Source organism: Jannaschia sp. R86511 (assembly GCF_042466345.1).
GTDB lineage: Bacteria > Actinomycetota > Actinomycetes > Actinomycetales > JBBAYJ01 > Aquipuribacter.
In genome coordinates this window covers 4,208,817-4,233,886 of the sequence record NZ_JAXHCD010000001.1, presented here as the reverse complement: position 1 = coordinate 4,233,886, position 25,070 = coordinate 4,208,817, and the positions used below count along the sequence as shown (strand labels likewise).

Annotated in this window: 28 protein-coding genes; 12 read left to right on the top strand and 16 right to left on the bottom strand. The window is 75.8% G+C overall.

What is annotated here, in order from left to right:
• Positions 1–90: 90 nt before the first annotated feature.
• A complete protein-coding gene (locus SJY06_RS19810) occupies positions 91–483 on the top strand; it encodes a DUF4440 domain-containing protein (protein WP_380169259.1) in 393 nt (130 codons plus the stop codon).
• A 19-nt stretch (positions 484–502) separates the two neighbouring features.
• Here the strand turns inward: SJY06_RS19810 and SJY06_RS19805 are convergent, their stop codons facing one another.
• The 8 genes from SJY06_RS19805 to SJY06_RS19770 form a co-directional block, all read right to left on the bottom strand.
• The gene (locus SJY06_RS19805) at positions 503–631 is read right to left on the bottom strand and encodes a hypothetical protein (RefSeq protein WP_380169258.1); all 129 of its coding nucleotides are present in this window, start codon (positions 629–631) and stop codon (positions 503–505) included.
• Positions 632–641: 10 nt separating this feature from the next.
• A complete protein-coding gene (locus SJY06_RS19800; protein ID WP_380169257.1) occupies positions 642–2,939 on the bottom strand; it encodes an alpha-amylase family protein in 2,298 nt (765 codons plus the stop codon).
• A gap of 126 nt (positions 2,940–3,065) precedes the next feature.
• Positions 3,066–5,030 carry a DUF222 domain-containing protein gene (locus SJY06_RS19795; RefSeq protein ID WP_380169256.1) on the bottom strand — a complete coding sequence of 655 codons (1,965 nt, stop codon included), beginning with the start codon at positions 5,028–5,030 and terminating at the stop codon, positions 3,066–3,068.
• Between the two features lie 68 nt (positions 5,031–5,098).
• Complete coding sequence (locus tag SJY06_RS19790) at positions 5,099–5,638, bottom strand: pyridoxamine 5'-phosphate oxidase family protein (RefSeq protein WP_380169255.1); 540 nt, start codon at positions 5,636–5,638, stop codon at positions 5,099–5,101.
• Between the two features lie 10 nt (positions 5,639–5,648).
• Complete coding sequence (paaZ, locus tag SJY06_RS19785; RefSeq protein WP_380169254.1) at positions 5,649–7,673, bottom strand: phenylacetic acid degradation bifunctional protein PaaZ; 2,025 nt, start codon at positions 7,671–7,673, stop codon at positions 5,649–5,651.
• Between the two features lie 56 nt (positions 7,674–7,729).
• Positions 7,730–8,932, bottom strand: coding sequence for a 3-oxoadipyl-CoA thiolase (gene pcaF, locus SJY06_RS19780; protein WP_380169253.1), 1,203 nt, complete (start codon positions 8,930–8,932; stop codon positions 7,730–7,732).
• A complete protein-coding gene (locus SJY06_RS19775; protein ID WP_380169252.1) occupies positions 8,929–10,887 on the bottom strand; it encodes a 3-hydroxyacyl-CoA dehydrogenase in 1,959 nt (652 codons plus the stop codon). Before SJY06_RS19775 ends, pcaF begins: the two co-directional genes overlap by 4 nt.
• A gap of 91 nt (positions 10,888–10,978) precedes the next feature.
• A complete protein-coding gene (locus SJY06_RS19770) occupies positions 10,979–11,587 on the bottom strand; it encodes a TetR/AcrR family transcriptional regulator (protein ID WP_380169251.1) in 609 nt (202 codons plus the stop codon).
• Between the two features lie 188 nt (positions 11,588–11,775).
• Here SJY06_RS19770 and SJY06_RS19765 point away from each other — a divergent pair, with 188 nt between their 5' ends.
• The 8 genes from SJY06_RS19765 to SJY06_RS19730 all read left to right on the top strand — a co-directional run bounded on the left by SJY06_RS19765 (position 11,776) and on the right by SJY06_RS19730 (position 19,542).
• The gene (locus SJY06_RS19765) at positions 11,776–12,801 is read left to right on the top strand and encodes an NAD-dependent epimerase/dehydratase family protein (RefSeq protein WP_380169250.1); all 1,026 of its coding nucleotides are present in this window, start codon (positions 11,776–11,778) and stop codon (positions 12,799–12,801) included.
• A gap of 126 nt (positions 12,802–12,927) precedes the next feature.
• Positions 12,928–13,965: a 1,2-phenylacetyl-CoA epoxidase subunit PaaA gene (gene paaA, locus SJY06_RS19760; protein WP_380169249.1), complete on the top strand. Its 1,038-nt coding sequence runs from the start codon at positions 12,928–12,930 to the stop codon at positions 13,963–13,965.
• Positions 13,962–14,261 carry a 1,2-phenylacetyl-CoA epoxidase subunit PaaB gene (gene paaB / locus SJY06_RS19755; RefSeq protein WP_380169248.1) on the top strand — a complete coding sequence of 100 codons (300 nt, stop codon included), beginning with the start codon at positions 13,962–13,964 and terminating at the stop codon, positions 14,259–14,261. The genes paaA and paaB overlap by 4 nt, the downstream gene beginning before the upstream one ends.
• Positions 14,258–15,025: a 1,2-phenylacetyl-CoA epoxidase subunit PaaC gene (paaC, locus tag SJY06_RS19750; protein WP_380169247.1), complete on the top strand. Its 768-nt coding sequence runs from the start codon at positions 14,258–14,260 to the stop codon at positions 15,023–15,025. The genes paaB and paaC overlap by 4 nt, the downstream gene beginning before the upstream one ends.
• Before the next feature lie 11 nt (positions 15,026–15,036).
• Positions 15,037–15,564, top strand: coding sequence for a 1,2-phenylacetyl-CoA epoxidase subunit PaaD (gene paaD / locus SJY06_RS19745; RefSeq protein ID WP_380169246.1), 528 nt, complete (start codon positions 15,037–15,039; stop codon positions 15,562–15,564).
• Between the two features lie 2 nt (positions 15,565–15,566).
• A complete protein-coding gene (locus tag SJY06_RS19740) occupies positions 15,567–16,706 on the top strand; it encodes a 2Fe-2S iron-sulfur cluster-binding protein (protein ID WP_380169245.1) in 1,140 nt (379 codons plus the stop codon).
• A 41-nt stretch (positions 16,707–16,747) separates the two neighbouring features.
• Entirely contained in the window at positions 16,748–16,924 is a 177-nt protein-coding gene (locus SJY06_RS19735) for a hypothetical protein (protein ID WP_380169244.1), read from the top strand.
• A gap of 68 nt (positions 16,925–16,992) precedes the next feature.
• Positions 16,993–19,542 carry a beta-glucosidase gene (locus SJY06_RS19730; RefSeq protein WP_380169243.1) on the top strand — a complete coding sequence of 850 codons (2,550 nt, stop codon included), beginning with the start codon at positions 16,993–16,995 and terminating at the stop codon, positions 19,540–19,542.
• Between the two features lie 161 nt (positions 19,543–19,703).
• On the opposite strand, the gene SJY06_RS19725 is transcribed toward SJY06_RS19730, so the two are convergent.
• The 8 genes from SJY06_RS19725 to SJY06_RS19690 form a co-directional block, all read right to left on the bottom strand.
• Positions 19,704–19,880: a CsbD family protein gene (locus tag SJY06_RS19725; RefSeq protein WP_380169242.1), complete on the bottom strand. Its 177-nt coding sequence runs from the start codon at positions 19,878–19,880 to the stop codon at positions 19,704–19,706.
• Between the two features lie 101 nt (positions 19,881–19,981).
• On the bottom strand, positions 19,982–20,554 hold the full coding sequence (locus tag SJY06_RS19720; RefSeq protein ID WP_380169241.1) for a hypothetical protein: 573 nt from the start codon (positions 20,552–20,554) through the stop codon (positions 19,982–19,984).
• On the bottom strand, positions 20,551–21,207 hold the full coding sequence (locus SJY06_RS19715; protein ID WP_380169240.1) for a hypothetical protein: 657 nt from the start codon (positions 21,205–21,207) through the stop codon (positions 20,551–20,553). Before SJY06_RS19715 ends, SJY06_RS19720 begins: the two co-directional genes overlap by 4 nt.
• Positions 21,204–21,566: an Asp23/Gls24 family envelope stress response protein gene (locus tag SJY06_RS19710; RefSeq protein ID WP_380169239.1), complete on the bottom strand. Its 363-nt coding sequence runs from the start codon at positions 21,564–21,566 to the stop codon at positions 21,204–21,206. Before SJY06_RS19710 ends, SJY06_RS19715 begins: the two co-directional genes overlap by 4 nt.
• Positions 21,559–21,738: a hypothetical protein gene (locus SJY06_RS19705; protein WP_380169238.1), complete on the bottom strand. Its 180-nt coding sequence runs from the start codon at positions 21,736–21,738 to the stop codon at positions 21,559–21,561. The genes SJY06_RS19710 and SJY06_RS19705 overlap by 8 nt, the downstream gene beginning before the upstream one ends.
• Before the next feature lie 46 nt (positions 21,739–21,784).
• Entirely contained in the window at positions 21,785–22,135 is a 351-nt protein-coding gene (locus SJY06_RS19700) for a hypothetical protein (protein WP_380169237.1), read from the bottom strand.
• Positions 22,132–22,455, bottom strand: a complete 324-nt coding sequence (locus SJY06_RS19695; RefSeq protein WP_380169236.1) for a hypothetical protein — start codon at positions 22,453–22,455, stop codon at positions 22,132–22,134. The genes SJY06_RS19700 and SJY06_RS19695 overlap by 4 nt, the downstream gene beginning before the upstream one ends.
• Positions 22,452–22,931 carry an Asp23/Gls24 family envelope stress response protein gene (locus tag SJY06_RS19690; RefSeq protein WP_380169235.1) on the bottom strand — a complete coding sequence of 160 codons (480 nt, stop codon included), beginning with the start codon at positions 22,929–22,931 and terminating at the stop codon, positions 22,452–22,454. Before SJY06_RS19690 ends, SJY06_RS19695 begins: the two co-directional genes overlap by 4 nt.
• Positions 22,932–23,123: 192 nt before the next feature.
• On the opposite strand from SJY06_RS19690, the gene SJY06_RS19685 reads away from it, so the two are divergent.
• From SJY06_RS19685 to SJY06_RS19675, 3 genes are read left to right on the top strand one after another with little or no spacing between them, the layout of a single operon-like run.
• Positions 23,124–23,726: an RNA polymerase sigma factor gene (locus SJY06_RS19685; RefSeq protein WP_380169234.1), complete on the top strand. Its 603-nt coding sequence runs from the start codon at positions 23,124–23,126 to the stop codon at positions 23,724–23,726.
• Positions 23,727–23,733: 7 nt separating this feature from the next.
• Entirely contained in the window at positions 23,734–24,288 is a 555-nt protein-coding gene (locus tag SJY06_RS19680; protein WP_380169233.1) for a hypothetical protein, read from the top strand.
• A gap of 43 nt (positions 24,289–24,331) precedes the next feature.
• Positions 24,332–25,015 carry a TIGR00266 family protein gene (locus SJY06_RS19675; RefSeq protein WP_380169232.1) on the top strand — a complete coding sequence of 228 codons (684 nt, stop codon included), beginning with the start codon at positions 24,332–24,334 and terminating at the stop codon, positions 25,013–25,015.
• Positions 25,016–25,070: the final 55 nt, after the last annotated feature.

Sequence of the window (25,070 nt, the reverse complement as noted above, 5' to 3'; positions counted from 1 at the left end):
ACACAGGCGGCGGCCAGGAGGCGGTTGTCCCGCCCGCGCCCCGGCTCGTGTCGCTGGCCGGTACGCAGGCGACCGCGCCAGGATGGCGTGATGGACGAGGAGGAGGACGACGCGGCGCTCGTCCGGGAGCTGGTCCGGCTCGAGGGGACCCTGTGGGCCGAGGCCACCCGGTTCGACCCGGGATGGATGGCGGCGGTCCTGCACCCCGACTTCCACGAGTTCGGCCGGTCGGGTCGTCGCTGGTCGCGCGAGGAGATCCTCGGGATGCCCGCCGGGGTGATCGACGTCGAGTGGCCGCCGCAGCACCTGACGGCCCGGCGCGTCGCCCCGGACGTCGCGCTGCTGACCTACGTGGTGGTGGACGGCACGGGCGCGGCGTCGAACCGCAGCTCGTTGTGGCTGCGCGACGGCGTGGCGGCGGGTAGCGACCCGGCGTCCGGGTGGCGGCTGCGCTTCCACCAGGGTGGCCCGACCGGGCCCTGAGCCGGCCCGCTCCCGGTGGCTACGGCACGAGGACCGACAGGCAGGTGACGCCGCACTCAGCCTTCTCGAGCTCGTCGATCCTGACGGGGTTCACCTCGAAGCCGCGCCGACGCACCAGCTCGGCCGTCAGCGGCGCGGCCGCGGACACCACGACGCGTTCACCGCTGAGCAGCAGGTCGGCACCCGCGTGCTCCGGCGCCTCGACGACCGTGAGCCCTGCCCGCTCGAAGACCGAGGTGTCCAGCCAGGACGTGACGGCGACGACGGTGCCGTCGGGCAGGGCGGTCGCCCCGCTCTTGAGGTGCAGGCAGCCCGTCACCTCGACCGGGACGACGGTGCGGCCGAGCGGGGCCAGGGCCGCGCGGAGCTGCTCGACCCCGTCGGGGTTCGTGCGCCCGCCCAGGCCCACGAACACCTGCCGTCCCACCTGCAGCACGTCGCCGCCGTCGATGGTGGCCGGGGCGACGACGTCGTGGGTGCGCAGGCCCAGGCCGCGCACCGCGTCGCGCACCGTCGTGACCTCGCCCCGGCGGCTCTGCGCCCCGGACCGCGTGAGCACGGCCAGGTCGTCGGCGACGACGACCGCGTCCTCGACGAACGTGCCGTCGGGGTGCTCGGGCGCGGGGGCGACCCGGACGACCTCGTGCCCCAGCGTCCGCAGCAGCTCGACGTACCCGGCGTGCTGGGCCGCGGCCCGCTCGGGGTCGATGGTGCGGTCGTCGAGGAACGTCAGCTCGGCGTCGGCCAGGAGCGGGGACACGTCGCGGACCAGCGCGCGGGGCAGGGTCATCGCAGGATGGTAGTGAGCCGGCCAGGCGCTTCTCGCCCGGGCGGACCACCCGCAGCCACGCGAAGCCGTACCCCTCCAGGTCGACGTCCAGCCGGCCGTCGGCCACGTCGAGCGTGCACGCCTTCTCGTCCAGCATGTCCACGACCCGTGTGCCGGGCCCGACGTCGGTCAGCCCGATCGACACCGACCTCGGCGAGGACGCGAAGTTGTGCACGGCGACCAGCTCACCGGTCTCGGCGCGCACCGAGTGCGCCAGGACGCAGTCGTGGGACTGGTCCAGGACGGTGAGCTCGCCCCAGCCGATCTCGGGGGAGCGGCGGTAGGCGGACACGAGGAGCCGCACGAAGGCCAGCAGCGAGTCGGTACCGCGCTGCTGGTCGGCGACGTTGACGTGCTCGGGCGAGAAGGCGCCGGGGACGACCGGCAGCTCCAGGTCTGCGGGCTCGGCGTCGGAGAACCCGCCGTTCGGTCCGGCTGTCCACTGCATGGGGGTGCGGACGGCCGCACGTCCGGGGAGCGTCGGGTGCTCGCCCATCCCGATCTCCTGGCCGTAGTAGAGGACCGGGGCCCCGGGGAGCGAGAACATCAGGCTGTGGACCATGCGTACCTGGCGGGGGTCCTCGAGCATGGTCGACACCCGGCGGGTGATCCCGCGGTCGTGGATGCGCTGCGACTCCTGCGGGGCGAAGGCGTCGAACACCTCCTGCCGCTCGGCCTCGCTGAGCTGGTCCAGGGTCAGCTCGTCGTGGTTGCGGATGAAGTTGGCCCACTGGTTGGTGGTCGAGATGGCCGGACGCCCCCGCAGGGACGCTCGGACGGGGCGGGCGTCCTGACGGGCCAGCGCCAGGAACAGCTGCTGGTTGGTGACGAAGTCGACCTGCATGCTGAGCTCGTCGCCGTCATCACCCCCGAAGAACGGGAGCTGCTCGGCGAAGGGCAGGTTGACCTCGCCCAGCAGCATGGCCGTGCCGCTGCGCCGGCCCACGTACTGCCGCAGGGTGTTGAGCAGCTGGTGCTGCCTCACGCCCTCGGACTCGATGAGGAACGGCACGGCGTCGACGCGGAACCCGTCGATGCCCAGCTGCAGCCAGAACCCGATGACCTTGGCGATCTCCTCGACCACGGCCGGGTTGCCCGTCGCGAGGTCGGGCTGGTGGCGGTAGAAGGAGTGCTGGTAGTACTGCCCGGCCACCTCGTCGTAGCGCCAGATGCCGTCCTCGGCGTCGGGGAACATGCTCGGCCGGGCGTCGGCCGGGGGCTCGTCGCGCCAGAGGTAGAAGTCGCGGTAGCGGCTGTCGCGGTCGCTGCGGGCCGCCTGGAACCACGGGTGCTGGTCGGAGGTGTGGTTGACGACCAGGTCGATGATGACGCGGATGCCGCGGTCGTGGGCGGTGCGGACCACCTCGACGAAGTCGCCCAGGCTGCCGTACCGCGGGTCGACGCCGTAGTAGTCGCTGATGTCGTAGCCGTTGTCGCGGCGGGGCGAGGGGTACAGCGGGGCGAGCCAGAGACAGGTCACCCCGAGGTCCACGAGGTGGTCCAGGCGGTGGGCCAGACCGTCCAGGTCGCCCACGCCGTCGTCGTCCCAGTCGGCGAACGTCGCGACGTTGCAGTTGTAGAAGACCGCGGTCTTCCACCACAGGTCGCTGGTGTCGGTCAGCCTCATCGGACGCGTCGCCTGATCATCGCAGCAGGTTATGTCGGCCGGGTCGACGCGTGCGGGCGGGGACGCCCGAGCGTCCAGACGGCGAGACCGCCGCGGCGGAGCGGACCTGGAGATCGGGTCGCGGCATCAGAACGGGTAGGGCTGCTCGGGCTCCCAGCCGGGTGGTCGCCAGTCGTCGTCGGCAGGTCGGCGGTCGCCTCCGGTCGATCGCTCGAGGTCGGCGAACGGGTCCGGTCCCGGCGCGGGTGAAGTGTCCCCACCGCCTCCGCTGTGCCCGGTGGTGCGGCGCATGCGACGGAGGTGGTCGTCGGCGTCGTGGTGGGGGGCTCGGCGGGGTCGTCGGAGGGGGTCGATGCGTTCGGGTGGGATGGCGACGGGGATGCCGTCGGGGCCCATGCGGATCTGCCAGATGCCGTCGTGGACGGCGGTGTGGTGGGAGCCGCAGAGCTGGCAGGTGTTGTGCAGGGTGGTGGGGCCGCCGTCGGCCCAGTGGATGATGTGGTGGGCGTCGCAGTGCGCGGGTGGGGCGCCGCAGCCGGGGATGATGCAGCCGCGGTCGCGGGCGGCCAGGGCCCGGCGCAGGTGGGCGTCGGCCAGGCGGGCGGTGCGGCCCAGGTCGAGCAGGTGCGTGCCCAGGGGTTGGCCGTCGCGGTCCCAGACGACGCGCTGCAGGACCGCGTCGCAGGCGATCCGGCGAGCCGTGTGCGGGTCCACCCGGTCCCCGCCCTCCGTCCACGCCGGCCCGACGAACGCCGGCCCGGCGAACGCGGGCCCGGCGAAAGTGGGGCCGGCGAAAGTGGGCCCGGCGGCTCCACCCGCTGCCGCTGCCGGGGCCGGGGCCGAGGCGGGGGCGGAGACTCCGGCGAGCTGGTCGGCGGTGGTGTGCAGCACCACGCGGGGCTTCTCCCCGCGGACCGGGCCGGTGACGCCGAGGGCGGTGTCGGCGACCTGGACCAGGGCGTCGGCGCGACGTTCCCGGGCCTGCCGGTCGTCGCGGATGCCGTCGGTGGTGGGCCGCGGCCCGGACAGCGCGTCGACCGCCGCGCGCAACGTCGCGCCCGCGGTGGGGTCCAGCGCGAACCGGCCCAGCAGCATCCCGGTGGCGTCGGTGGTCCAGTCCAGGAACCGCCGCTCGTGAGAACGCGGGTCGAACCTCTCGGTCACCTCCGGCGCCAACCGGGCCAGCAGGACGGCCCCGTTGTGCTTGAGCTGCAGCGCGTGCCGGGTCGGGGCCAACGACGCGAAGTAGTCCGCGATCGTGGCCCGGTCGGCGGCCTCGGTACGCAGGTGGACCGGGATCCTGTCCAGGCAGGCCACCGCGACGTCCACGTGGGCGCGGGTGATGTCACCGGCCGCGAGCTGCGGGTCCATCTCGCGCAGCGACCCGCCCGGCCCCAGCGCCCTCGCCGCGGCCACGTCCGACCGCGCCTGCCCAGGCGTCAACGGCGCGCTGGTCCGCAGGAACGACTCCGTCGAGGACCCGATCCCCGACCGCGCCCCCCGAGGACCATCCGCACCATCCACCGCACGACCATCAGCAGCACCCGCTGCGACCGAGGACCCGGCCCGGCGGCGGTCGACCTCCGCCACCGCCCGCAGGTACGCCGCGTCCAGCCCGGCCCGAAGACGGACGAGATCGCCGGTCACCTGCAGCAGGTCCGCCTCACCCACCCGCCACGCGACGCCACCGCCCAGGTCCTCGTGCAACGCCGCGACCTCCGCCACCAGCGAGGCGACGCGTTCGACCACGCTCGCGTCGCCCGTTTCCGCGCCACCAACGCCCGCCCCGTCCGCGCCCGCCCCGTCCGCGCCCGCCCCGTCCGCGCCCGCCCCGTCCGCGCCCGCCCCGTCCGCGCCCGCCCCGTCCGCGCCCGCCCCGTCCGCGCCCGCCCCGTCCGCGCCCGCCCCGTCCGCGCCCGCCCCGTCCGCGCCCGCCCCGTCCGCGCCCGCCCCGTCCGCGCCCGCCCCGTCCGCGCCCGCCCCGTCGGCCGTCGCCCCGTCGGCCGTCGCACCGACCTCAGGCTCGCTCAGGCACGGCACACCGAACAGCGACTCATCCGTCACCTGCTGGCCGGCCACTCCCGAGGACATGACCCGAACATACGTTCGACCCCGGACACAACCCGGAGCACCCTGGCCAAGGCCTCAGAGCCAAGGCCTCAGAGCCCCGGCAGTCCGTCGATGCTCGTGGCGTTCTTGGTCCGCCGGTAGTCGGCGAGCCCGTCCGGCCCCTTCTTCTCGGCGTTCGCGCGCAGCAGGTCCCGCTCGCCGGTGACCGCCATCAGCGGCACCCCCCACCCGCAGGCGTCGCTGACGCGCGTCACCTCGACGTCCACGACGGCCCTGGTCCCCGGGTGCTCGGGCAGCAGCCCGGTCACCTCGTCGAACACCGCGTCGCCGGGCAGGGCCACCGTGCCGGTGCCGTGCAGGCGCACGATGCGCGGGCGGGCGTCGAACGAGGCGAACATCAGGCAGACGCAACCGTTCTCGCGCAGGTGCGCGATGGTCTCCACCCCGCTGCCGGTGTAGTCCACCCACGCCACCCGGTGCGGGCCGAGCACGACCAGGCTGTCGTGCCCTCGCGGTGACACGTTGACGTGCCCGTCGCCCGCCAGCGGAGCGGTCGCGACGAACCACATCGGCTGCGCCGCGACCCACGCGGCCAGGTCGTCGTCGACGCCCTCGTACACCTTGGCCATGGCGCCGAACCTAGGCCTCGACCGGCTGCTTGCGCACCATCGTCAGCAGCGTGTACGTCGCACACATCTCGTCGCGGTCGTTGGTGACCGAGGCGTCGAAGCGGACCTCGCCGTAGTCGGTGTGCTCGCGCGGGTTGAGCGCCTTGCAGGTCAGGGCCACCCGGATCCGGTCCCCGACCCGCACCGGGGTCGTGAAGCGCAGGTTCTCCAGACCCGTGTTGGCCAGCACCGGCCCCGGGGCCGGGTCGACGAACAGCCCGGCCGCCCGCGAGAGCACCCAGTACCCGTGGGCGACGATGCCGCCGAAGATCGGGTTGGCGGCTGCGGCCTCGGGGTCGGTGTGGGCGTAGAACGTGTCGCCGCTCATGGCCGCGAAACCGCTGATGTCCTCGGCGGTGACCTCGTGCCAGTCGCTGGTGAACCCGTCGCCCACCTCCAGCTCCGACATCGACAGCCGGAACGGGTGCGGGCCGTCGGTCCGCCGGCGCGAGCCCGGGACCCACTGCCCGGTGACGGCGGTCAGCATGTCCGGGCTGCCCTGCACGGCCGTGCGCTGCATGTGGTGGAAGATCCCGCGGACGCCGCCGAGCTCCTCCCCGCCGCCGGCCCGGCCCGGCCCGCCGTGCACCAGGTGGGGCAGGGGCGCACCGTGGCCGGTCGACTCCTTCGCGTCGTCCCGGTCCAGGACGTGGATCCGGCCGTGGAACGGGGCGGCACCCAGCACGACCTCGCGGACGAACGCCGGGTCGTGGCTGACCACGCTGGCCACGAGCGAGCCGCGGCCGAGCGCGAGCAGGTCGACGACCTCCGCCGTGCTGTCGTAGGCCATCAGCGACGCCACCGGGCCGAACGGCTCGACCTCGTGGGCCGCCGCGAACCGCGCGTCGTCGACGGCCAGCAGGACGGGCGCCAGGAACGCCCCGTGCTCGTAGCCCTCGACGACGGTGTCCAGCGACCCGGTCACCATCCGACCGCCCGCCGCGATGGCCCGCACGGCGGCGCGGACCGCGTCGCGCTGCTCGTGGTCGACCAGCGCCCCGACCCGGGTGGCGGGGTCGCGCGGGTCGCCGACCGTGGCCGCGGCCAGCCGCGCGGCCAGCGCCTCGGTCACCTCACCCATGAGCGACGACGGGACGAACGCGCGGCGGACGGCGGTGCACTTCTGCCCGGCCTTGGCCGTCATCTCGCGCGAGACCTCACGCACGAACAGGTCGAACTCGGGGCTGCCGGCGACGGCGTCGGGGCCCAGTACCGCGGCGTTGAGCGAGTCGGCCTCGGCCGTGTAGCGGACGCCCCGCTGCACGACGGCCGGGTGGGCGCGCAGCAGGGCCGCGGTGTCGGCCGAGCCCGTGAAGCCCAGCAGGTCCTGGGAGTCCAGCGCGTCCAGCAGCCCCTCGTGCCCGCCCACCAGCAGCTGCAGCGCACCCTCGGGCAGGATCCCGGTCCCGATCGCGAGCCGGACCATCCGCTCGGTGACGTAGGCGGTCTGCTCGGCCGGCTTGACGATCGCCGGGACACCCGCGATCAACGCCGGCGCCAGCTTCTCCAGCGCGCCCCAGACCGGGAAGTTGTAGGCGTTGACCTGCACCGCGACGCCCCGCAGCGGGGTCCAGACGTGCTGGGCCAGGAACGTGCCGCCGCGGCTGACCCGCTCGACCGGGCCGTCGGTGGCCACGACGTCGTTGGGCAGGTTCTTGCGGGCCGTCGACGACATCCCGAGCATCGTCACGATGCCGCCGTCGACGTCGATCGCGGTGTCGCGGGCGGTGGAGCCCGTCGCGTAGGACAGCTCGTACAGCTCGTCGGTGTGCTCCTTGAGCGCCAGCGCGAGCTCCTTCACGAGCATGGCGCGCTCGTGGAACGTCAGGGACCGCAGCGCGGGTCCGCCGACCGCCCGGGCGTGGGCGACCGCGTCCGCGGCCGGGGCCGGCGCGGTGGAGATGCGGGCGACCTCCTCACCGGTCGCGGCGTCCAGCAGCGGGGCGCCGTCGTCGGTCGGGGTGCGCCAGGATCCGGCGACGTAGCTGCTGAGCATCGTTGCTCCTCGTGCTCTCTGGTGCGGCGGACAGGAAGAAACAGGGCGCGCGGGCCTCAGCGTTCGAGCAGCAGGGCGACGCCCTGCCCGACCCCGACGCACATGGTGACGACGGCGCGGCGGGCGTCGCGCTGCTCGAGCGCGCGGGCCGCGGTCAGGGTCAGCCGGGCGCCGCTCATGCCGAGCGGGTGGCCCAGCGCGATGGCGCCGCCGTGCGGGTTGACGTGCTCGGCGTCGTCGGCGATCCCGAGGCCGCGCAGCACCGCGAGCGCCTGCGACGCGAACGCCTCGTTGAGCTCGACCAGGTCGACGTCGCCGACCGCCAGGCCGGCGCGGCCCAGCAGCTTCTGCACCGCGGGGACGGGACCGATGCCCATCACCCGGGGTGGGACGCCCGCGCTCGCGGCGCCCGTGACCCGCGCCAGCGGGGTCAGGCCGTACCGCTCGACGGCGTCGGCGGAGGCCAGCAGCAGCGCCGCGGCGCCGTCGTTGACCCCCGACGCGTTGCCCGCCGTCACGCTGCCGCCGGTGCGGAAGGCGGGCCGCAGCTTCGCCAGGGTCTCGGCGGTGGTGGCGGCCCGCGGGTGCTCGTCGACGTCGACGACCACCGGGTCACCCCGGCGCTGCGGCACGGGGACCGGGGCGATCTCACCGGCGAACCAGCCGTCGGCCTGTGCGGCGGCCGTGCGCTGCTGGCTGCGCAGGGCGAAGGCGTCCTGGTCCTCGCGGGAGACGCCGTGGTCCTCGGCGACGTTCTCGGCCGTCTCGCCCATGGCGTCCGTGCCGTACTCCTCGGCCAGCCGGTCGTTGACGAAGCGCCAGCCGATCGTCGTGTCGTACAGCTCGGCCCGGCGGTCGAAGGCGGTCTCGGCCTTGCCCATGACGAACGGGGCCCGCGACATCGACTCGACCCCGCCGACGACCACCAGGTCGGCCTCGCCCGCGCGGACCTGCCGGGCCCCGACGGCGACGGCGTCGGCCCCGGACGCGCACAACCGGTTGACGGTGATGCCGGGGGTGGTCACCGGCAGCCCCGACAGCAGGACCGCCATCCGGGCGACGTCGCGGTTGTCCTCGCCGGCCTGGTTGGCGCAGCCCAGCACGACCTCGTCGACGGCGTCCCAGTCGACGGCGGGCTGCCGCTCGCGCAGGGCGGTGATGACGTGCGCGGCCAGGTCGTCCGGTCGTACCGACGCCAGGGCGCCGCCGTAGCGCCCGATCGGGGTCCGGACGCCGTCGACCAGGAACGCCTCGCTCATGACTGCTCCTCGGGTGTGGCTGCGGGGGACGGTGTGGCTGCGGGGGACGGTGCTGCTGCGACCGTCGGTGCGCCAGGGGCTCGGCCGACCGTGCGGGTCCGGCCGCGGACCTCGGCCACCAGCGTGCCGTCGGCGCGGGTGACGGTGATGTCGTACAGGCCGTTGCGCAGGCCCCCGCCGAAGCGGGCGCGCTCGACGGCGTTCGCGGTCAGCACGTCGCCGAGGTGCCCGGCCGACAGCCACGACACGTCCAGGCCCGCACCGACGGTCAGGGCGCCGCGGCTGTTGCACGCCACGGCCAGCGCCGTGTCGGCCACGACACAGACCATGCCGCCGTGCAGGATGCCGAAGCCGTTGAGCATCGCCTCGGAGACCGTCACGCGGACGACGCCGTGGCCCTCGCCCGCGGCCACCAGCTCGACGCCGTAGCCCGCCGACACCCGGTCGCGCGCCAGCATGGCGTGGGCGCGCAGCGTGGGGCTGACCCGGTAGCGGCCGCCCGGCTCGAGCACGGCCAGGGCGTCGAGCACGCCGACGGCCCAGCCCTCACCGAGGGTCCGGCCCCAGCCGAGCGGACCCTGCGGGTGCCCGGCGCCGTGCTCCATCGCCAGGTCGACGTCCGCGGCCGTGGCCACGCCGGCCTCGACGGCGTCGTGGCCGGCGTTGACCAGCGCGGCGGCGGTGCGGGCCACGACCAGGCCGGGGGTGTCCGGCAGCGGCGAGACGGCCACGCCGGCCGGGTCGAGCAGTGCGGCCAGCGCCTCGGCCGTGCCCGGCGGGCAGCCGGGGGAGGCGACCACCCCGACGCGGCGGCAGGTGGTGAGGTCGCGGACCGCGTCGAGCAGCAGGGTGGGACGGCCGGTGCCGGCCTCGACCTGCTCCGCCGTCCGCCCGTCCGTGACCCGCAGCACGACCGTCGTGCCCGCCCCGGTCGGTCGGTGCCCGTCGGCCCGGGCGAGCAGCGGGGCCAGGGCGGCGTCGGGCTCCCACCGCACGGCGCCGGCGTCACCCGGCTCGACGGTGGCGGGGGCGGGCGCGGGCTGGTCGGGGCCGTGCCGGTAGAAGCCGCGACCGCTCTTGCGTCCCAGGTCACCGGCGGCGACCAGGGCGTCCTGCACGGGCGACGGCTCGTACCGCGGGTCCTGGTCCGTGGCCTGCCAGACGCTGCGGTTGACCGCGGCGTTGACGTCCTGGCCGATCAGGTCGGTCAGCTCCAGCGGGCCCATCGGGAAGCCGCCGGCCTCGCGCAGCAGGGCGTCGGCGGTGGCCGCGGTCAGCGTGCCGGGCCCCGGGCCGCCGCCGGGGGCCTCGGCGCCCTGCCCGGCCAGCAGCCGGAACGCCTCGCCGTAGAACGGCCGCGCCACCCGGTTCACGACGAAGCCGGGTGTCGAGCTGCACCGGACGGGCACCTTGCCCCATCGGTCGGCCAGGTCGACGAGGGCCTCGACGACCGCCTCGGACGTCCGCTCGCCCCGGACCACCTCGACCAGGCGCATGAGCGGGGCCGGGTTGAAGAAGTGCAGGCCCGCCACCCGCTCCGGCCGGTGCAGGGGGGCGGCCAGGTCGCTGACCGACAGGGACGAGGTGTTGGAGGCCAGCACGGAGCCCACGGCGACGACCGACTCGAGCCGGTGCAGCAGGTCGTGCTTGACGGCCAGGTCCTCGACCACGGCCTCCACCACCAGCCCGCAGCCGGCGAGCTCCTCGACGGTGCCGACCGCCCGCAGCCGGTCGGTCACCGCCTGCACCTGCTCGTCCGTCAGCCGCCCCTTGGCGGCCGAGCGGCGCAGCCGGGCCACCACCTGCTCGACGGCCTCGGCGGCCGCGCCGGGCCGGACGTCGAGCAGCAGCGTCGGGTGCCCGGCCACGGCGGCGACCTGGGCGATCCCGGCGCCCATGGTGCCGGCGCCCACGACCCCCACGACCAGCGCCTGCGGGTCGCGCGGCAGCGTCACGACGTCCTCCTGGGCGCTCGGGCACATTTTCCGACCGGTTGGTCGGGAAGGTAGTCAAACGCCGCGGCGCCGCGGCCGTCAAGCGTCCGGGTCACCGGCGTGGGCGCAGCCCGTCGACCAGCATCCGCGACAGCGTGTCGGCGATCCGGGCCCCGTCGAGGTCGCCACCCGGGCGGTACCACTCCGTCACCGAGTTGACCGCGCCGAACAGCAGCCGGGTGGCCAGGCCGGGGTCCACGTCGGGGTCGATGTCGCCGTCCGCAGCGGCCTTGGCCGTCAGTGCGGCGGTGCGGGCGTCGAGCTCGCGGCGCCGCTCCAGGGCCCACAGCTCGGTCGCGGTGTTGCCCCGCACGCGCAGCAGCAGCGTGACGTAGGGCAGGTTGTCGACCAGCACCTCGACGCTGCGGCGGACCACGCGCTCCAGCCGCTGCACCGCGGGGGCGTCGAGCTCCTCGGCCTCGGTCACGGCCTGGTCCAGCAGGTCGATGCCGCGCGAGACGGCCAGGCGCAGGAACTGCTCCTTGCCCGACACGTGGTGGTAGAGCGCGGCCTTGGTCAGGCCGGTGGCGCGGGCCAGGTCCTCCATGGAGGTGGCGTCGTAGCCGCGCTCGATGAACTGGGTGGCGACGATCTCGACGAGCTCGTCGAGGCTGTGCCGCGCCGGTCGTCCTCGCCCTCGCATCGGGTCGGTGGTCGTCATCTCGCCCTCCCGAGGCTGACCGTGGCCCGCAGGGGGTCCCCTGCCCATGGGCAGGACCGCGGTGGTGGCGTATGTCTACCGGACGGGAGGTCGGTGAGGGTAGGCCCTAGGTCCCTGACGGCGCCGAGGTCGGGTGGGCGCCTCGACGAGCAGGTGCGCCCGTCGGCCGTCCCCGCGAGGCTGGCCGGATGCGGGTGATGGTGACCGGGGCGACCGGCAACGTGGGATCGGCCCTGGTGCGGGCCCTGGTGGCCGACCCCGGGGTGGACGAGGTGGTCGGGGTGGTCCGGCGCCGTCCGGACACGACGCTCGCGCCCTGGTCGCAGGTGACCTGGCACACCTGCGACCTGGCCGAGCCGGGCAGCCGGGACGGGCTCGCGGCCGCCGCCCGCGGCTGCGACGTCGCGGTCCACCTGGCCTGGAAGATCCAGCCCGGGCGCGACGAGGCCGGGCTGGCCCGCACCAACCTGGGCGGCCTGCTGACCGTGGTCCAGGCGTTGCGGACGGCCCGGGTGCCGCACCTGGTGCACACCAGCAGCGTGGGGGCCTACAGCCCCGGGCCCAAGGACCGGCGGGTCGACGAGGGCTGGCCGACCGGAGGCATCGCCGGCTCGGTCTACAGCCGCCAGAAGGCCGCGGCCGAGCGGCTGCTGGACGACGTCGAGGCCGCGGACGCCGGGCTGGGCGTCACCCGGGTCCGACCGGCGCTGGTGATGCAGCACGACGCCGGGGTCGAGATCGCCCGCTACTTCGGCGGCCCGCTGCTGCCCCGGTGGGCGGTCGGGCCGCTGACCCCGCCGGTGCTGCCGGTCCCGCCGCGGCTGCGCACGCAGGTCGTGCACGCCGCCGACCTGGCCGAGGCGTTCCGGCTGGCCGTGCACGCCCGTCCCGGCGGCGGGCTGAACGTGGCCGGGGAGCCGGATCTCGGCCCCGACGAGCTGGCGCGGGCCCTGGGGGCGCGCCGCGCCGTCCCCGCCCCGGCCGGTGCGCTGCGCGCGCTCGTGCACGCCTCGTGGGCCCTGCGGCTGCAGCCCACGGACCCCGGCTGGTTCGACATGGGGCTGTGGACCCCGCTGATGGACACCACCCGGGTGCGCTCGGAGCTCGGCTGGCGTCCTGACCGCGACGCCGTCGGGGCGTTCGCCGACCTGGTGGCCGGCATGCGGGGCACGGCCGGCCTTGCCGGCTCCCCGCCGTTGCACCGGGGGCGCTGAGGTCAGCGGCGCCGCGGCGTCGGGGGTCTAGCGTCGCCCCTGTCCGGTCAGGCTGCTCTTGACACCGGCGGCGACGAGGCGGACCATGATTACCGAACGAGCGGTCGGTTAATGAGGAGGACGACGATGACCACCACCACCGACGGGCAGCTGAGCGTTCAGGACCAGGCGCGCTTCGACGCCGTGATCGCCGACGACGGGCGCGTCGAGCCCCGCGACGCCATGCCTGAGGCCTACCGCCGGACGCTGGTGCGCCAGATCGCTCAGCACGCCCACTCCGAGATCATCGGCATGCAGCCGGAGGGCAACTGGATCACGCGGGCCCCCAGCCTGCGGCGCAAGGCGATCCTGTACGCCAAGGTGCAGGACGAGGCTGGCCACGGGCTCTACCTGTACTCCGCCGCCGAGACCCTGGGCGCCGACCGGGCCGACCTGCTGGACGCCCTGCACGAGGGCCGGCAGAAGTACTCCACGATCTTCAACTACCCCACGCTGACCTGGGCCGACACCGTGGCCATCGGGTGGCTGGTCGACGGTGCGGCGATCATGAACCAGGTGCCGCTGTCGCGCTGCTCGTACGGCCCGTACGCCCGCGCGATGATCCGGGTCTGCAAGGAGGAGTCCTTCCACCAGCGGCAGGGCTTCGAGGGCATGCTCACCCTGGCCCGCGGCACCGAGGCGCAGAAGGCCATGGCCCAGGACGCGCTCGACCGGTACTGGTGGCCCTCGCTCATGATGTTCGGCCCGCCCGACGACGCCTCGCCCAACAGCGCGCAGTCGATGGCCTGGGGCATCAAGCGGTTCAGCAACGACGAGCTGCGGCAGCGGTTCGTCGACGCCACGGCGCCGCAGGCCCATTTCCTCGGTCTGACGATCCCGGACCCGGAGCTGCGCTGGAACGAGGAGACCGGGCACTACGACTTCGGCACGCCGGACTGGGACGAGTTCATGCGCGTGGTCAAGGGCGACGGGCCCTGCAACCGCCAGCGCGTCGAGTTCCGCCGCACCGCCCACGAGGAGGGCGCCTGGGTCCGCGAGGCTTCCGCCGCGCACGCCGCCAAGCGGGCCGTCCCGACGCAGGGTGCCGCTGCGGCGGACCACTCGACGCCGGGTGCCGCGGCGGTGCACGTCGGGGCGGACGCGGGGACGGAGCGGGTCGCGTGAGCGGGGTCGCCCCCACCGACCGCGAGCCGCTGTGGGAGGTGTTCGTCCGCAGCCGTCGCGGGCTGTCGCACACCCACGCCGGGAGCCTGCACGCGCCCGACGCGCACATGGCGCTGCGCCACGCCCGCGACGTCTACACCCGCCGGCAGGAGGGCGTCAGCATCTGGGTCGTCCGCTCCGACGACGTGACCGCCAGCAGCCCGGACGAGAAGGACGCGTTCTTCGACCCCGCCGGTGACAAGCCCTACCGGCACCCGACCTTCTACACGGTGCCCGACGAGGTGCAGAACCTGTGAGCGGGGACGCCCCGGCCGCCGACGTGGCCGCCTACGCGCTGCGCCTGGGCGACGACGCCCTGGTCCTGGCCCAGCGCCTCGGCGAGTGGGCGGCGCGCGGGCCCACCATCGAGGAGGACGTGGCCCTGCTCAACATCGGCCTGGACCTGCTCGGTCAGGCGCGGACCCTGCTGGGCCACGTCGGCACCCTGGACGGCACCGGCCGGGACGAGGACGACCTGGCCTACCGGCGCGACGAGCGGGAGTTCGTCAACGCCCAGCTGATGGAGCTGCCCAACGGCGACTTCGGTCGCACGATGGCCCGCCAGCTGCTGGTCAGCGCCTACCAGGTGCCGATGTACGCGGCCCTGGCGTCGTCGACGGAGCCCACGCTGGCCGCCGTGGCCGGCAAGGCCGCCAAGGAGTCGCGCTACCACCTGGACCACGCGGCCAGCTGGGTCGTGCGCCTCGGCGACGGCACCGCCGAGTCGCGGGCCCGGGTCGAGGCCGGCCTGGCCCAGGTCTGGCCCTACGCCGCCGAGCTGTTCGAGTCCGACGCCGTCCTGGACCGCTGCGTGGCCGCGGGCGTCGCCCCGGCCCAGGAGCCGCTGCGGCAGCGGTGGGACAGCACCCTGGACGCCGTGCTGGCCGACGCCGGCCTGGAGCGGCCGAGCACGTCGTGGGCGCCGACGGGCGGACGACGCGGCCTGCACACCGAGCACCTGGGCTACCTGCTGGCGGAGCTGCAGCACGTGGCCCGCTCGCACCCCGGCGCGAGCTGGTAGGACCGACCCCCGTGGCGACGCTGGACCGCGAGCAGGCGCTGCGCGTGCTCGAGCAGGTGACCGACCCGGAGATCCCGGTGCTGACCATCGCCGACCTCGGCATCCTGCGCGACGTGCGGGTCGAGGCCGACGGCACGGTCCACGTCGACATCACCCCCACCTACTCCGGCTGCCCCGCCATGGACGAGATCCGGGCCGACGTGGGGGCGGCGCTCGCCCGCGAGGGGGTCCCCCGGGTGGCCGTGCACCTGGTCCACCACCCGGTCTGGACCACCGACTGGATGAGCGCCGAGGGCCGGCGCAAGCTGACCGAGTACGGCATCGCCCCGCCCGGACCCCGGCCCGCCGGCGGGCCCGTCGCGCTGGAGCTGGGCTACCGGCCCGGGCTGGGGGGCACCGACGGCACCCCGGCCCCGGCGTGCCCGCGCTGCGGGTCGGACCGCACCGAGGAACTGGCCCGGTTCGCCTCCACGGCCTGCAAGTCGCTGTGGCGCTGCACCGCCTGCCGCGAGCCCTTCGACCACTTCAAGGAGTTCTGAGCGTGAGCACCACCAGCCCCGTCACGACCACGCCCACCCCGGCCACGTCCGCTCCGGCCGTCGACGCCGACCCGGACGCCGCCGCCTCGGGGTTCCACGCCCTGCGGGTGACCCGGGTGGAGCCCCTCACCGACGAGGCCGTCGCGGTGTCGTTCGCGGTCCCCGCCGTGCTGCGCGCGACGTTCGCCGCCCGGCCCGGCCAGCACGTCACGGTGCGGGCCGAGCTCGACGGCGTCGACGTCCGCCGGACGTACTCGCTGTGCGGCGAGCCCGGGGCCGACCAGATCACCGTGGGCGTCAAGGCGGTCCCCGAGGGCGTGTTCAGCCGCTACGCCACCGCCGGCCTGGCCCCCGGCGACGTGCTCCAGGTGGCGCCGCCCGGAGGGAGCTTCGGCCTGGACGTCGACCCCTCGCGCACCCGCCACGTGGCCGGCGTCGTGGCCGGCAGCGGCATCACCCCCGTCCTCGGGATCGCGCGGGCGGTGCTCTCGGCCGAGCCGGGCAGCCGCGTGACGCTGCTGTTCGGCAACCGGTCGGCCCGCGACGTCATGTTCGCGGAGGACCTGTTCGACCTGCGCGACCGCTACGGCGCCCGGTTCCGGCTGCTCAACGTGCTGTCACGCGAGGAGCAGGAGTCCGAGCTGCTCAGCGGGCGCCTGGACCGGGACCGGCTGCTGGGGATCGCCGGGGCGCTGGTGGACGTCCCCGACGTGGACGACTGGTTCCTGTGCGGCCCGCTGGAGATGGTCACCACCGCCCGCGACACCCTGGTCGACGACCTAGGCGTGGACCGGTCGCGGGTGCACGTCGAGCTGTTCCACGCCGAGCCCGTGGCCCGCCGGCCCCGCCCCGCCACCGCCGCGGCCACCACGACCGCCGAGGTGACGCTCAACGGCCGGCGCAGTAGCGTCGAGGTCGACGGCGAGCAGGAGACGGTGCTGGACGCCGTGCTCCGGGTCCGCGCCGACGCCCCGTACGCCTGCCGCGGCGGGGTCTGCGGTACCTGCCGGGCGCGGGTGGTCGACGGCGAGGTCGAGATGGACGTCAACTACGCCCTGGAGCCGGACGAGCTGGCGCGCGGCCTGCGGCTCATGTGCCAGTCCCGACCCACCACCGCCACCCTGCGGGTCGAGTTCGTCTAGCCCGGGGTGTGGTGAGGCCCCGGACGGGGTATCCCCCAGCCATGGGTTTCCTGAGCAAGGCGCTGAAGAGCGGGATCGCCGTCAAGGTCGTGAACGAGGCCCGCAAGCCGCACAACCAGCAGAAGATCAAGGACGCCGTGCAGTCCTTCCGCAACCGGGGCGGCGGCCAGGGCGGTGCCGCCCGACCCGGCACCACCCCGCCCCCCACCTCTCACTGAGGTCCGGTCCACCGGGTCCGGTCGGGCGGACGTTCGCCCCACCCGGCCGGGCGCGGTAGACATCAGGCATGAGCGACGGCAGCGCCCCCGAGGCACCTCAGGCCCACGGCACCAGCACCCGGCTCGGACCCGAGGACGCCCCCGGGATCACGGTCCCCGACCCCCAGCCGGGCGACCTGGCGGAGGACCCGGACCTGGACGAGCTGGTCGACCGGCTCGATCTGCGCCAGCAGGTCAGGCTGCTCACCGGGGCCGACTTCTGGGCCCTGCACCCCGAGCCCGCGGTCGGGCTGCGGCGCATGGTGACCTCCGACGGGCCGGCCGGGGTTCGCGGCGAGGCCTGGGACGAGCGCGACCCCTCGGCCAGCACGCCGTCGCCCACGGCCCTGGCCGCCACCTGGGACCCGGCCCGGATCGAGCGCCTCGGGCGGCTGCTGGCCGCGGAGGCGCGCGCCAAGGGCGTGGACGTCCTCCTGGCCCCCACCATCAACCTGCACCGCACCCCGTTCGGCGGCCGGCACTTCGAGTGCCTCAGCGAGGACCCCCTGCTGACCGCCGTCATCGCCACGGCCTACGTGCGCGGCGTGCAGTCCCAGGGCGTCGCGGCCACCGTCAAGCACTTCGTGGCCAACGACTCCGAGACCGACCGGTTCAGCGTCGACGTCCGCGCGGACCCCCGGACGCTGCGCGAGCTGTACCTGGCGCCCTTCGAGCACGTGCTGGCCCACGCCCGGCCGTGGGCCGTCATGGCCGCCTACAACTCCGTCGACGGCACCACGATGACCGAGAGCCCGCTGCTGGTCGACGTGCTCAAGGGCGAGTGGGGCTTCGACGGCGTCGTGGTGTCGGACTGGTTCGCCACCCGGTCCACGGAGGCCGCGGGCGCCGGCGGCCTGGACCTGGCCATGCCCGGGCCGCGCGGGCCCTGGGGCGACGCCCTGGTCGAGGCGGTCGAGGCCGGCCGGGTCGACGCGGCCGCCGTGCGCGACAAGGTCCACCGGCTGCTGCTGCTGGCCCAGCGGGTCGGGGCCCTGGAGGGCACGTTCGCCCCGGTGCCCGAGCCGTGGCCCGCCGACCGGGTGGCCGGCGAGCTCCGCTCCGCCGCCGCGGCCGGGTTCGTGCTGGCCCGCAACGAGGGTGACCTGCTGCCGCTGCGGCGCGAGGACCTGAGCCGCGTCGCCCTGATCGGGCCGGACTCCGCCACCGGGCGGCTGATGGGCGGCGGCAGCGCCACGGTCTTCCCCGCCTACACCGTCGGGCCGCTCGAGGGGCTGCGGCGGGTGCTCGGCGCCGACGTCGAGGTCAGCCACCACGTGGCCGTCAACAGCACCGACCGCACGGCCCCGCTGCCCGTGGAGTGGCTCCGGGGTGGGGCCGAGGTGCGGTTCCTGGCCGCCGACGGCACCGAGCTGCACCGCGAGACCCGGCACGCGGGCTCCCTGATGTACCTGGGGACCATCGCCGACGGGGTGACGGTGAGCGACGTCGCGAGCGTGTCCCTGACCGCCCGGGTGGAGGTCCCGGTCGACGGCCGCTACGACGTCGGGGTGGCCGGGGTCGGGCCGTTCGTGCTGACGGTGGACGGGCGGACCGTCCTCGACTCGGTGGTCCGGCTGCCGGAGGGCGCCGACCCGATCGAGGGCATGATGCGCCCGCCCATGCAGGTCGCCGAGGTGGAGCTGCGGGCCGGGACCACCGTCGAGCTCGGCCTGCGGCACGAGCCCGTGTCCGCCGACGGCTTCGGCGACGTCGACACGGCCACGATGACGTTCAAGCTGCTCCTGGCCCCGGTGCAGGTGCCCGACGAGGACCTGCTGGAACAGGCGGTGGCGGCTGCGGCCGCGGCCGACGTGGCCGTGGTCGTGGTCGGCACGACCGCCGAGGTCGAGAGCGAGGGCTTCGACCGCGAGACCCTCGCGCTGCCCGGCCGGCAGGACGACCTGGTCCGCCGGGTGGTGGCGGCCAACCCGCGCACCGTGGTGGTCGTCAACTCCGGCGCCCCCGTCCTGCTGCCGTGGGCCGACGAGGTCCCCGCCGTCCTGCTCACGTGGTTCCCGGGCCAGGAGTTCGGCAACGCGCTGAGCGACGTCCTGCTCGGGGCGCGGGAGCCGGGCGGCCGGCTGCCCGTCTCCTGGCCGGCCTCGGCCGACGGGCTGCCGTCCACCCGCCCGGTGGACGGCGTGCTCGACTACGCCGAGGGCCTGCGGATCGGGTACCGGCGGGGCGAGGACGCGGCGCCGCCGCTGTTCGGGTTCGGCCACGGGCTGGGGTACTCGAGCGTCGAGCTGGGCGAGGTGTCGGTGACCGGCGAGGCCGCCTCCGGCCTGGCGGTGTCCGTGCCCGTCACCTGCACCGGGCGCCGTTCCGGACGGCACGTCGTTCAGGTCTACGCCTCGCGGGCCGACACCGCCGTGGACCGGGTGCCGCGCTGGCTGGTCGGGTTCGTGCCGGTCGACGTGACGCCCGGCCAGACCGTGACGGCGACCGTGCCGGTGGCCCGTCGGGCCCTCGAGCACTGGGACGTGTCGACCGGCTCGTGGCAGCTGGAGCCCGGGGCGTTCCGGCTGCACGTCGGTCTGAGCCTGGCCGCCGCGGACGCCGGCACCGAGGTCGGCTGACCCGGAGCGCAGGAACGCCCCCCGGGGCGCCACCGGTCGCTGCCCACCGCACGGGCCCACCGCACGGACCCACCGCACGGACCCACCGCACGGACGAGGGCGGGGCCGGGCCCGGCGCAGGTTCGCGCCGGGCCGGTCCCCGCCCTCGTGGGTGCGTCGGCTCAGTCCTGGCGGAAGGCGTCCTTGACGTTCTCGCCGGCCTGCTTCAGGTCGGCCTTGGACTGGTCGGCCTTGCCCTCGGCCTCGAGCTGCTCGTTGCCGGTCACCTTGCCGGTGGTCTCCTTGGCCTTGCCGGCCAGGTCCTCCGCGGTGTTCTTGATCTTGTCACCGAGTCCCATCAGGGTCTCCTTCCTCGGGCCGGTGGCCCGAACGGTCCGGCACCGTGCCGGACTCTGCTCGTGGTGCCGCCCCGGCGGGGCGGCGGGGGTCGGGCCGCCGTTCAGGCGACCCGCGAGTTCTCGACGCGGCTGCGACGGACGTCGAGCCGCACGCGCAGGTGCACGGTGCCGGCCGGCAGCACGACGGCCAGCTGGTCCCGGGTGCGGTCCACCGCGGCCCGCACCGTGGCGAGGTCGGCCGCGGCGTCCACGTGGGCCACGAGCTCGAGCACGGTGGTGCCGCGGTCGAGCACGACGTGGCCCCGGGCGCTGTCCACCCACGGCGTGCGGGACAGCTGCTCCGCAGCGGCCTCGACCACCGCCGCCAGGTCCGCGCGGGCCCGGCCGGGCACGTCGTCGGCGCCGCGCAGCCCCGCGGTGCGGACCCGGCCGCGACGGGCGTGGGCCAGGACGGCACGCAGCCCGACGAGCACGGCCAGGACCCCGCCGACGCCCAGGGCCCACGGCCACCACGGGTGCTCCGGCACGCCGTTGAACCAGGTCAGGGAGACCTCGGCCGGGCTGCCGGGCCAGCGACCCAGGCCCCACACGGCCAGGAACGCCGAGCCGAGGACCACCAGCACGCCCAGCAGCAGCACGACGACCCGGTCGAGGGCGAGGACGCCGCGGCTCACCGGGGCACCGCCCCGTGGACCCGGACCCGGACCCGGGGCCGGGGCTGCAGGCCCTCCAGCCGCTCGCCCACCCGGCGGGTGAGGTCGGCGGCGAGGGCGGCCTCGTCGTGGCTGTCGCGCGGGTCGACGCTGACGTCGACCACGACCCGGCGTCGACCGGCGGAGGCGCGGGACGTACCGACCTCGTCGTCGGCCAGCGCGGCCTCGGCGGCGATCGCCGCCACACCGCGCCCGTCCAGGTCCACCGGCACGTCCAGCGGGTTGCTCGAGCCGAGCCGGACCGACCGCGCAGGCCGGCCGGCCAGCGCGGAGCCCACGAGCAGGGCGCCGAGCACCAGCCCGACGACGCCGACCAGGACGGCCACGCGGCCCTGGACCACGGCGGTCGCCGAGGCGAGGAGCGGGGCGAGCCAGGGCTCGCCGGGCACCAGCACGCTGCCGGCGACCTCGCGGCCGACCAGCAGCTCGCGCAGCAGCACGGCCCCCAGGCCGACCAGGCCGAGGCACAGCAGCAGGGCCAGCGCGGCGACCGACGGCGTGCCGACGGCCACCCGCGCCGCGGGGACGGCCTCGTGCGGCGGCACGGCCGCAGCGGCGTCCGGCCCGGCCGGTGCGCCGCCGGACGGTGCGCCGGTCGTGTCGGTGGTGGTCATGTCACCCGTCCTCTCTCGCTCTGCTCCGGCGGGACGACGACGGACTCCACCGTGACGTCGACGGCGTCCACGACCAGCCCGGTCAGCTCACGCACCCGGTTCGCCACCTCGCGCTGGACGGCGGCGGAGACCGCGGCCAGCGGGCGACCCCAGGCCACGGCCAGGTCGACGTCCAGGCGGACGTGGCCGCCCTCGACCCTGCTGCTCACCCCGGGTAGGTCGTGCCGGGCGATCCGGCCGACGCTGTCGCGGACCACCCCGGGGACACCCCGGGCCGCGCGGCGCCCCACCGTGTCGACCACCCGGGGGCGGATCTCGAGGTGGCCGCGCTCGCGCGGCGGGGCGAGGACGTCACGCACGCGGCCGGCCCCGGCGGAACGTCGCGGAGTCGATCTCGCCGTCGCGCCAGGCCCCCAGCACGTAGCCGACGGCCCCGAGGACCAGCGCGAGCAGGAAGCCGGTGAACTGGCCCGTGGTGGCGGCGAGGGCGAGCAGGAGGCCGGCCAGCAGGCCGATGTGCGAGGTGGTCATGTGGTCCTCCGGTGGGGTGTGCGGGCGGTCGGGGGTCGGGTGGGCGTCACAGCCGGGCGTAGCGGCGGGCGCCGGGCGCGCGCCGGGGCAGGTGCTGCCGGGCGGCCCGGGCCGCGCGGTTGGCGCGCCGCCGGAGCCCGGAGCGGCGGGCCCGCCACGTGCCGCGGTCGGCGGTCGTGCCCGTGGCGGTCGGGCCCGGGTCCGGGGTGCGGCCGTGACGACGGTCGACCTCGGCCAGGGCAGCCAGGTACGACTCGACGTCGCCGCCGAGGTCCGGGTGCAGCCGCCGGGCCACCGCGCGCCTATCGGCCCGGTACCGGGCTTGCGACGCGGGGTCGGCCGGTGCCCCGACGGGCTGGACGTGGTGGTGCGGCAGCAGCCGCAGCAGCCGCCTCACGCCCCGACCGCCGGCTGCGTCGGGTCGGCGACGTCCTCGACCGTGACGTCGACCGGGCCGGGCCGGACCGCGGCGACCGCCCGCTGGACGGTCTCCGCGGTGGCCCGGACCGGCACGCCGAGGGCGAGCACGACGTGCACCTGTGTGCGGCCGTCCCGCAGCCGGACCCCGCTGACCCGACGGCCCGGCAGGTAGACGGCGACCTCGCCCAGCGCGCCGCCGTGCAGGCCGACGACGCCGGGGACCGCGAGGGCGGTCGCCGCGACGAGGTCGGCCTGGGCGGCCAGGCCGTCCGGTGCCTGCGGTCGGGGGCTGCTCACTGGACCCGCGCGACCTCGGGGGCCTCGACCAGGTCGTCCTCGCCGTTGTCGACGAACACGTCGTGGACGACCACGTTGACCTCGGTCACCTGCAGGCCGGTCATGCGCTCGACGGCCGTGATGACGTTCTCGCGGATGCCCGCGGCCAGGTCGGCGATGGACACGCCGTACTCGGCGACGATGTCGACGTCGACGGCGGCCTGCTTCTCGCCGACCTCGACCGCGACGCCCTGCGAGAAGTTGGTGCGCCCGCCGGGGATCCGGTCGCGCAGCGCGGCGACGGCCCGGGTGGCCCCGCCACCGAGGGAGTGCACGCCCACGACGTCCCGGGCGGCGATGCCGGCGATCTTCGACACGACGGTGTCGGCGATGGTGGTGCGGCCCTGCGAGCTGTCCAGGGCGGACGAGGCGGTCGCCACGGTGCCGAAGCCGGTGGTGCCGGTGGTGGTGTCAGCGGACTTCGTGGGCTGGGCCATGGGATATCTGTTCCTCTCGGGGGTGTAGACGTTCGGACACAGGTGAGTCGGGTCGGGGGAGCAGAACCGCACGCGCTCTCGAGGTGACGTGGGTCACACCTGCGTCCAGGGTGGCAGCGGGGTGCTGACGGCGCGCGTCGGGGCCCACGGTTCGCGTTGCGCCGGAGGGGGGCCGGTGGTCGGGTGTGTGCTGTGACGGGCCTGCTGGACGGCGGACCGGGCCGAGGCCCGGCGGCTGCCCGCAGCCGGTCCCGGCAGGACGACGTGGTGCTGGCCCGCGCCGCCGCGCTGGGGGACCGCGACGCGTTCGAGCAGATCGTCCGCCTGCACGGTCCGGGCATGCTGCGCTACGCCCGGCGCGTGCTGTCGGACCCCGGTGACGCCGAGGAGGCGGTGCAGGACGCGTTCGTGGCGGCCTGGCGCTCCCTGGACCGCTACCGGGGCGACTCGGCGCTGCGGACGTGGTTGTTCGGCCTCACGTCGCACAAGGCGGTCGACCTGTCGCGCCGGCGCCGGGCCGTGCCCGTCGACGACGAGGTGGCCCGGCAGCGCCCGGCGGGCTCCGGCTCGGACCCCTGGGAGCAGGCCAGCGCGACCGAGCTGGCCCGGGCCCTGGACCGGGCGCTCGCGGAGCTGCCGTACCGGCAGCGCGCGTGCTGGCTGCTGGCCGAGCTGGAGGGCCTGAGCCAGGCCGAGATCGCCCAGGTGCTGGGCATCGGGCCCGACGCGGTCCGCGGGCAGCTGTTCCGCGCCCGTCGGGCCCTGGAGGAGAGGATGGCGCGATGGCGACCATGAGGACACCGTGACGGGCGACGGTCCGCGGCCGGACGACGGCACGACCACCGCCGCCCGGGACGCGGCGGCGAGGGCGGACGCCGTCGGAGGGGAGCCGGCTGCGAGGGCGGACGCCGTCGGACGGGAGCCGGCGGCCGGGGCGGACGCGTTGGCCCGGGCGACGCGGGCGTTGCAGGGGGAGCCCGAGCCGGGCTGGCCGGACCTCGCCGACCGGGTGACGCGCCGGCTGCGCACGGTCAGCCGTCCGGGCCGGCCGCTGACGATGGCGACCTCCGACGCCGGCACGCTGCGGGTGGACCAGCGGGTGGTCGTGGACCTGGTGCGGCGCGCCGTGACCGCGGTGCCGGCCTGCCGGCCGCTCGACGTGGCCGTGGCGGTCGAGGACCAAGCGGTGTCGTCGCTGCGGGTGCAGGTGGCGGCCCGGTACGGCGCCCCGGTGCCGGCCGTGGCCGCCGCGGCCCGGGAGGCCACGGCCGCGTCCCTGGTCGAGCTGCTCGGCCGACGCTGCCCGGTCGACGTGGACGTCGTGGACGTCGACCTCGACCTGGACCTCGAGGCCTGACCGGACCGTGGCGCGAGGCGGCCCGGCTCAGTAGCGTCGGACCGTGCAGATCAGCGTGCGCCACCAGCCGTCCTTCGCCGTCGTCCGGGTCGAGCTGGCCCCGGGGGAGCAGCTCCGGGGGGAGTCCGGCTGCATGGCCGCCCACTCCTGGGGGGTGACCGTCGACGCCCAGATGCAGGGCGGCTTCATGAAGTCGCTGTCCCGCAGCATGCTGGGCGGGGAGTCGCTGTACGTGTCGTCGTTCACGGCCCACCCGGAGCACCCCGGCTGGGTCGACCTGGCCGCGCAGCTGCCGGGCGACGCCGTGGTGCTGGACTGCACCCCGCAGATGCCGCTGGTGCTGACCAAGGGCAGCTGGCTGGCCTCGGCGCCCACCGTGGAGCTGGACACCAAGTTCGGCGGAACGGCCAACCTGTTCGGGGGCGAGGGGGCGTTCGTGGTGCGCGCCACCGGCACCGGGCCCGTGATCGCGTCCTGCTACGGCGCGCTGGACCGCCACGACCTGCCCGAGGGGGGCGGGTTCACCGTCGACTCCGGGCACGTGGTGGCCTACGAGGACCGGGTCGCGCCGCAGATGCGCAAGGTCAGCCGCGGGCTGATGGCCACGGCCAAGTCCGGCGAGGGCTGGGTGTTCGACTTCCGCGGCCCCGGCACGGTCTGGACCCAGTCCCGCAACCCGTCCGAGCTCGTCGGCTGGCTGGCCCGCATGCTCCCCAGCCGCGGCTGACGCCACCGCGCCCGCCCGGGACGCCGCGAGGGCCCATCCCCGGTGGGGAGAGGCC

Bases quoted from the DNA above. Each gene is read 5' to 3' on its own strand.
- SJY06_RS19795 (WP_380169256.1), bottom strand. From the start codon at position 5,030: ATGTCCTCGGGAGTGGCCGGCCAGCAGGTGACGGATGAGTCGCTGTTC.
- paaZ (WP_380169254.1), bottom strand. From the start codon at position 7,673: ATGCTCAGCAGCTACGTCGCCGGATCCTGGCGCACCCCGACCGACGAC.
- paaA (WP_380169249.1), top strand. From the start codon at position 12,928: ATGACCACCACCACCGACGGGCAGCTGAGCGTTCAGGACCAGGCGCGC.
- SJY06_RS19705 (WP_380169238.1), bottom strand. From the start codon at position 21,738: ATGACCACCTCGCACATCGGCCTGCTGGCCGGCCTCCTGCTCGCCCTC.
- SJY06_RS19725 (WP_380169242.1), bottom strand. From the start codon at position 19,880: ATGGGACTCGGTGACAAGATCAAGAACACCGCGGAGGACCTGGCCGGC.
- SJY06_RS19800 (WP_380169257.1), bottom strand. From the start codon at position 2,939: ATGAGGCTGACCGACACCAGCGACCTGTGGTGGAAGACCGCGGTCTTC.
- pcaF (WP_380169253.1), bottom strand. From the start codon at position 8,932: ATGAGCGAGGCGTTCCTGGTCGACGGCGTCCGGACCCCGATCGGGCGC.
- SJY06_RS19730 (WP_380169243.1), top strand. From the start codon at position 16,993: ATGAGCGACGGCAGCGCCCCCGAGGCACCTCAGGCCCACGGCACCAGC.
- SJY06_RS19770 (WP_380169251.1), bottom strand. From the start codon at position 11,587: ATGACGACCACCGACCCGATGCGAGGGCGAGGACGACCGGCGCGGCAC.
- SJY06_RS19765 (WP_380169250.1), top strand. From the start codon at position 11,776: ATGCGGGTGATGGTGACCGGGGCGACCGGCAACGTGGGATCGGCCCTG.
- SJY06_RS19810 (WP_380169259.1), top strand. From the start codon at position 91: ATGGACGAGGAGGAGGACGACGCGGCGCTCGTCCGGGAGCTGGTCCGG.
- SJY06_RS19790 (WP_380169255.1), bottom strand. From the start codon at position 5,638: ATGGCCAAGGTGTACGAGGGCGTCGACGACGACCTGGCCGCGTGGGTC.
- SJY06_RS19735 (WP_380169244.1), top strand. From the start codon at position 16,748: ATGGGTTTCCTGAGCAAGGCGCTGAAGAGCGGGATCGCCGTCAAGGTC.
- SJY06_RS19690 (WP_380169235.1), bottom strand. From the start codon at position 22,931: ATGGCCCAGCCCACGAAGTCCGCTGACACCACCACCGGCACCACCGGC.
- SJY06_RS19715 (WP_380169240.1), bottom strand. From the start codon at position 21,207: ATGACCACCACCGACACGACCGGCGCACCGTCCGGCGGCGCACCGGCC.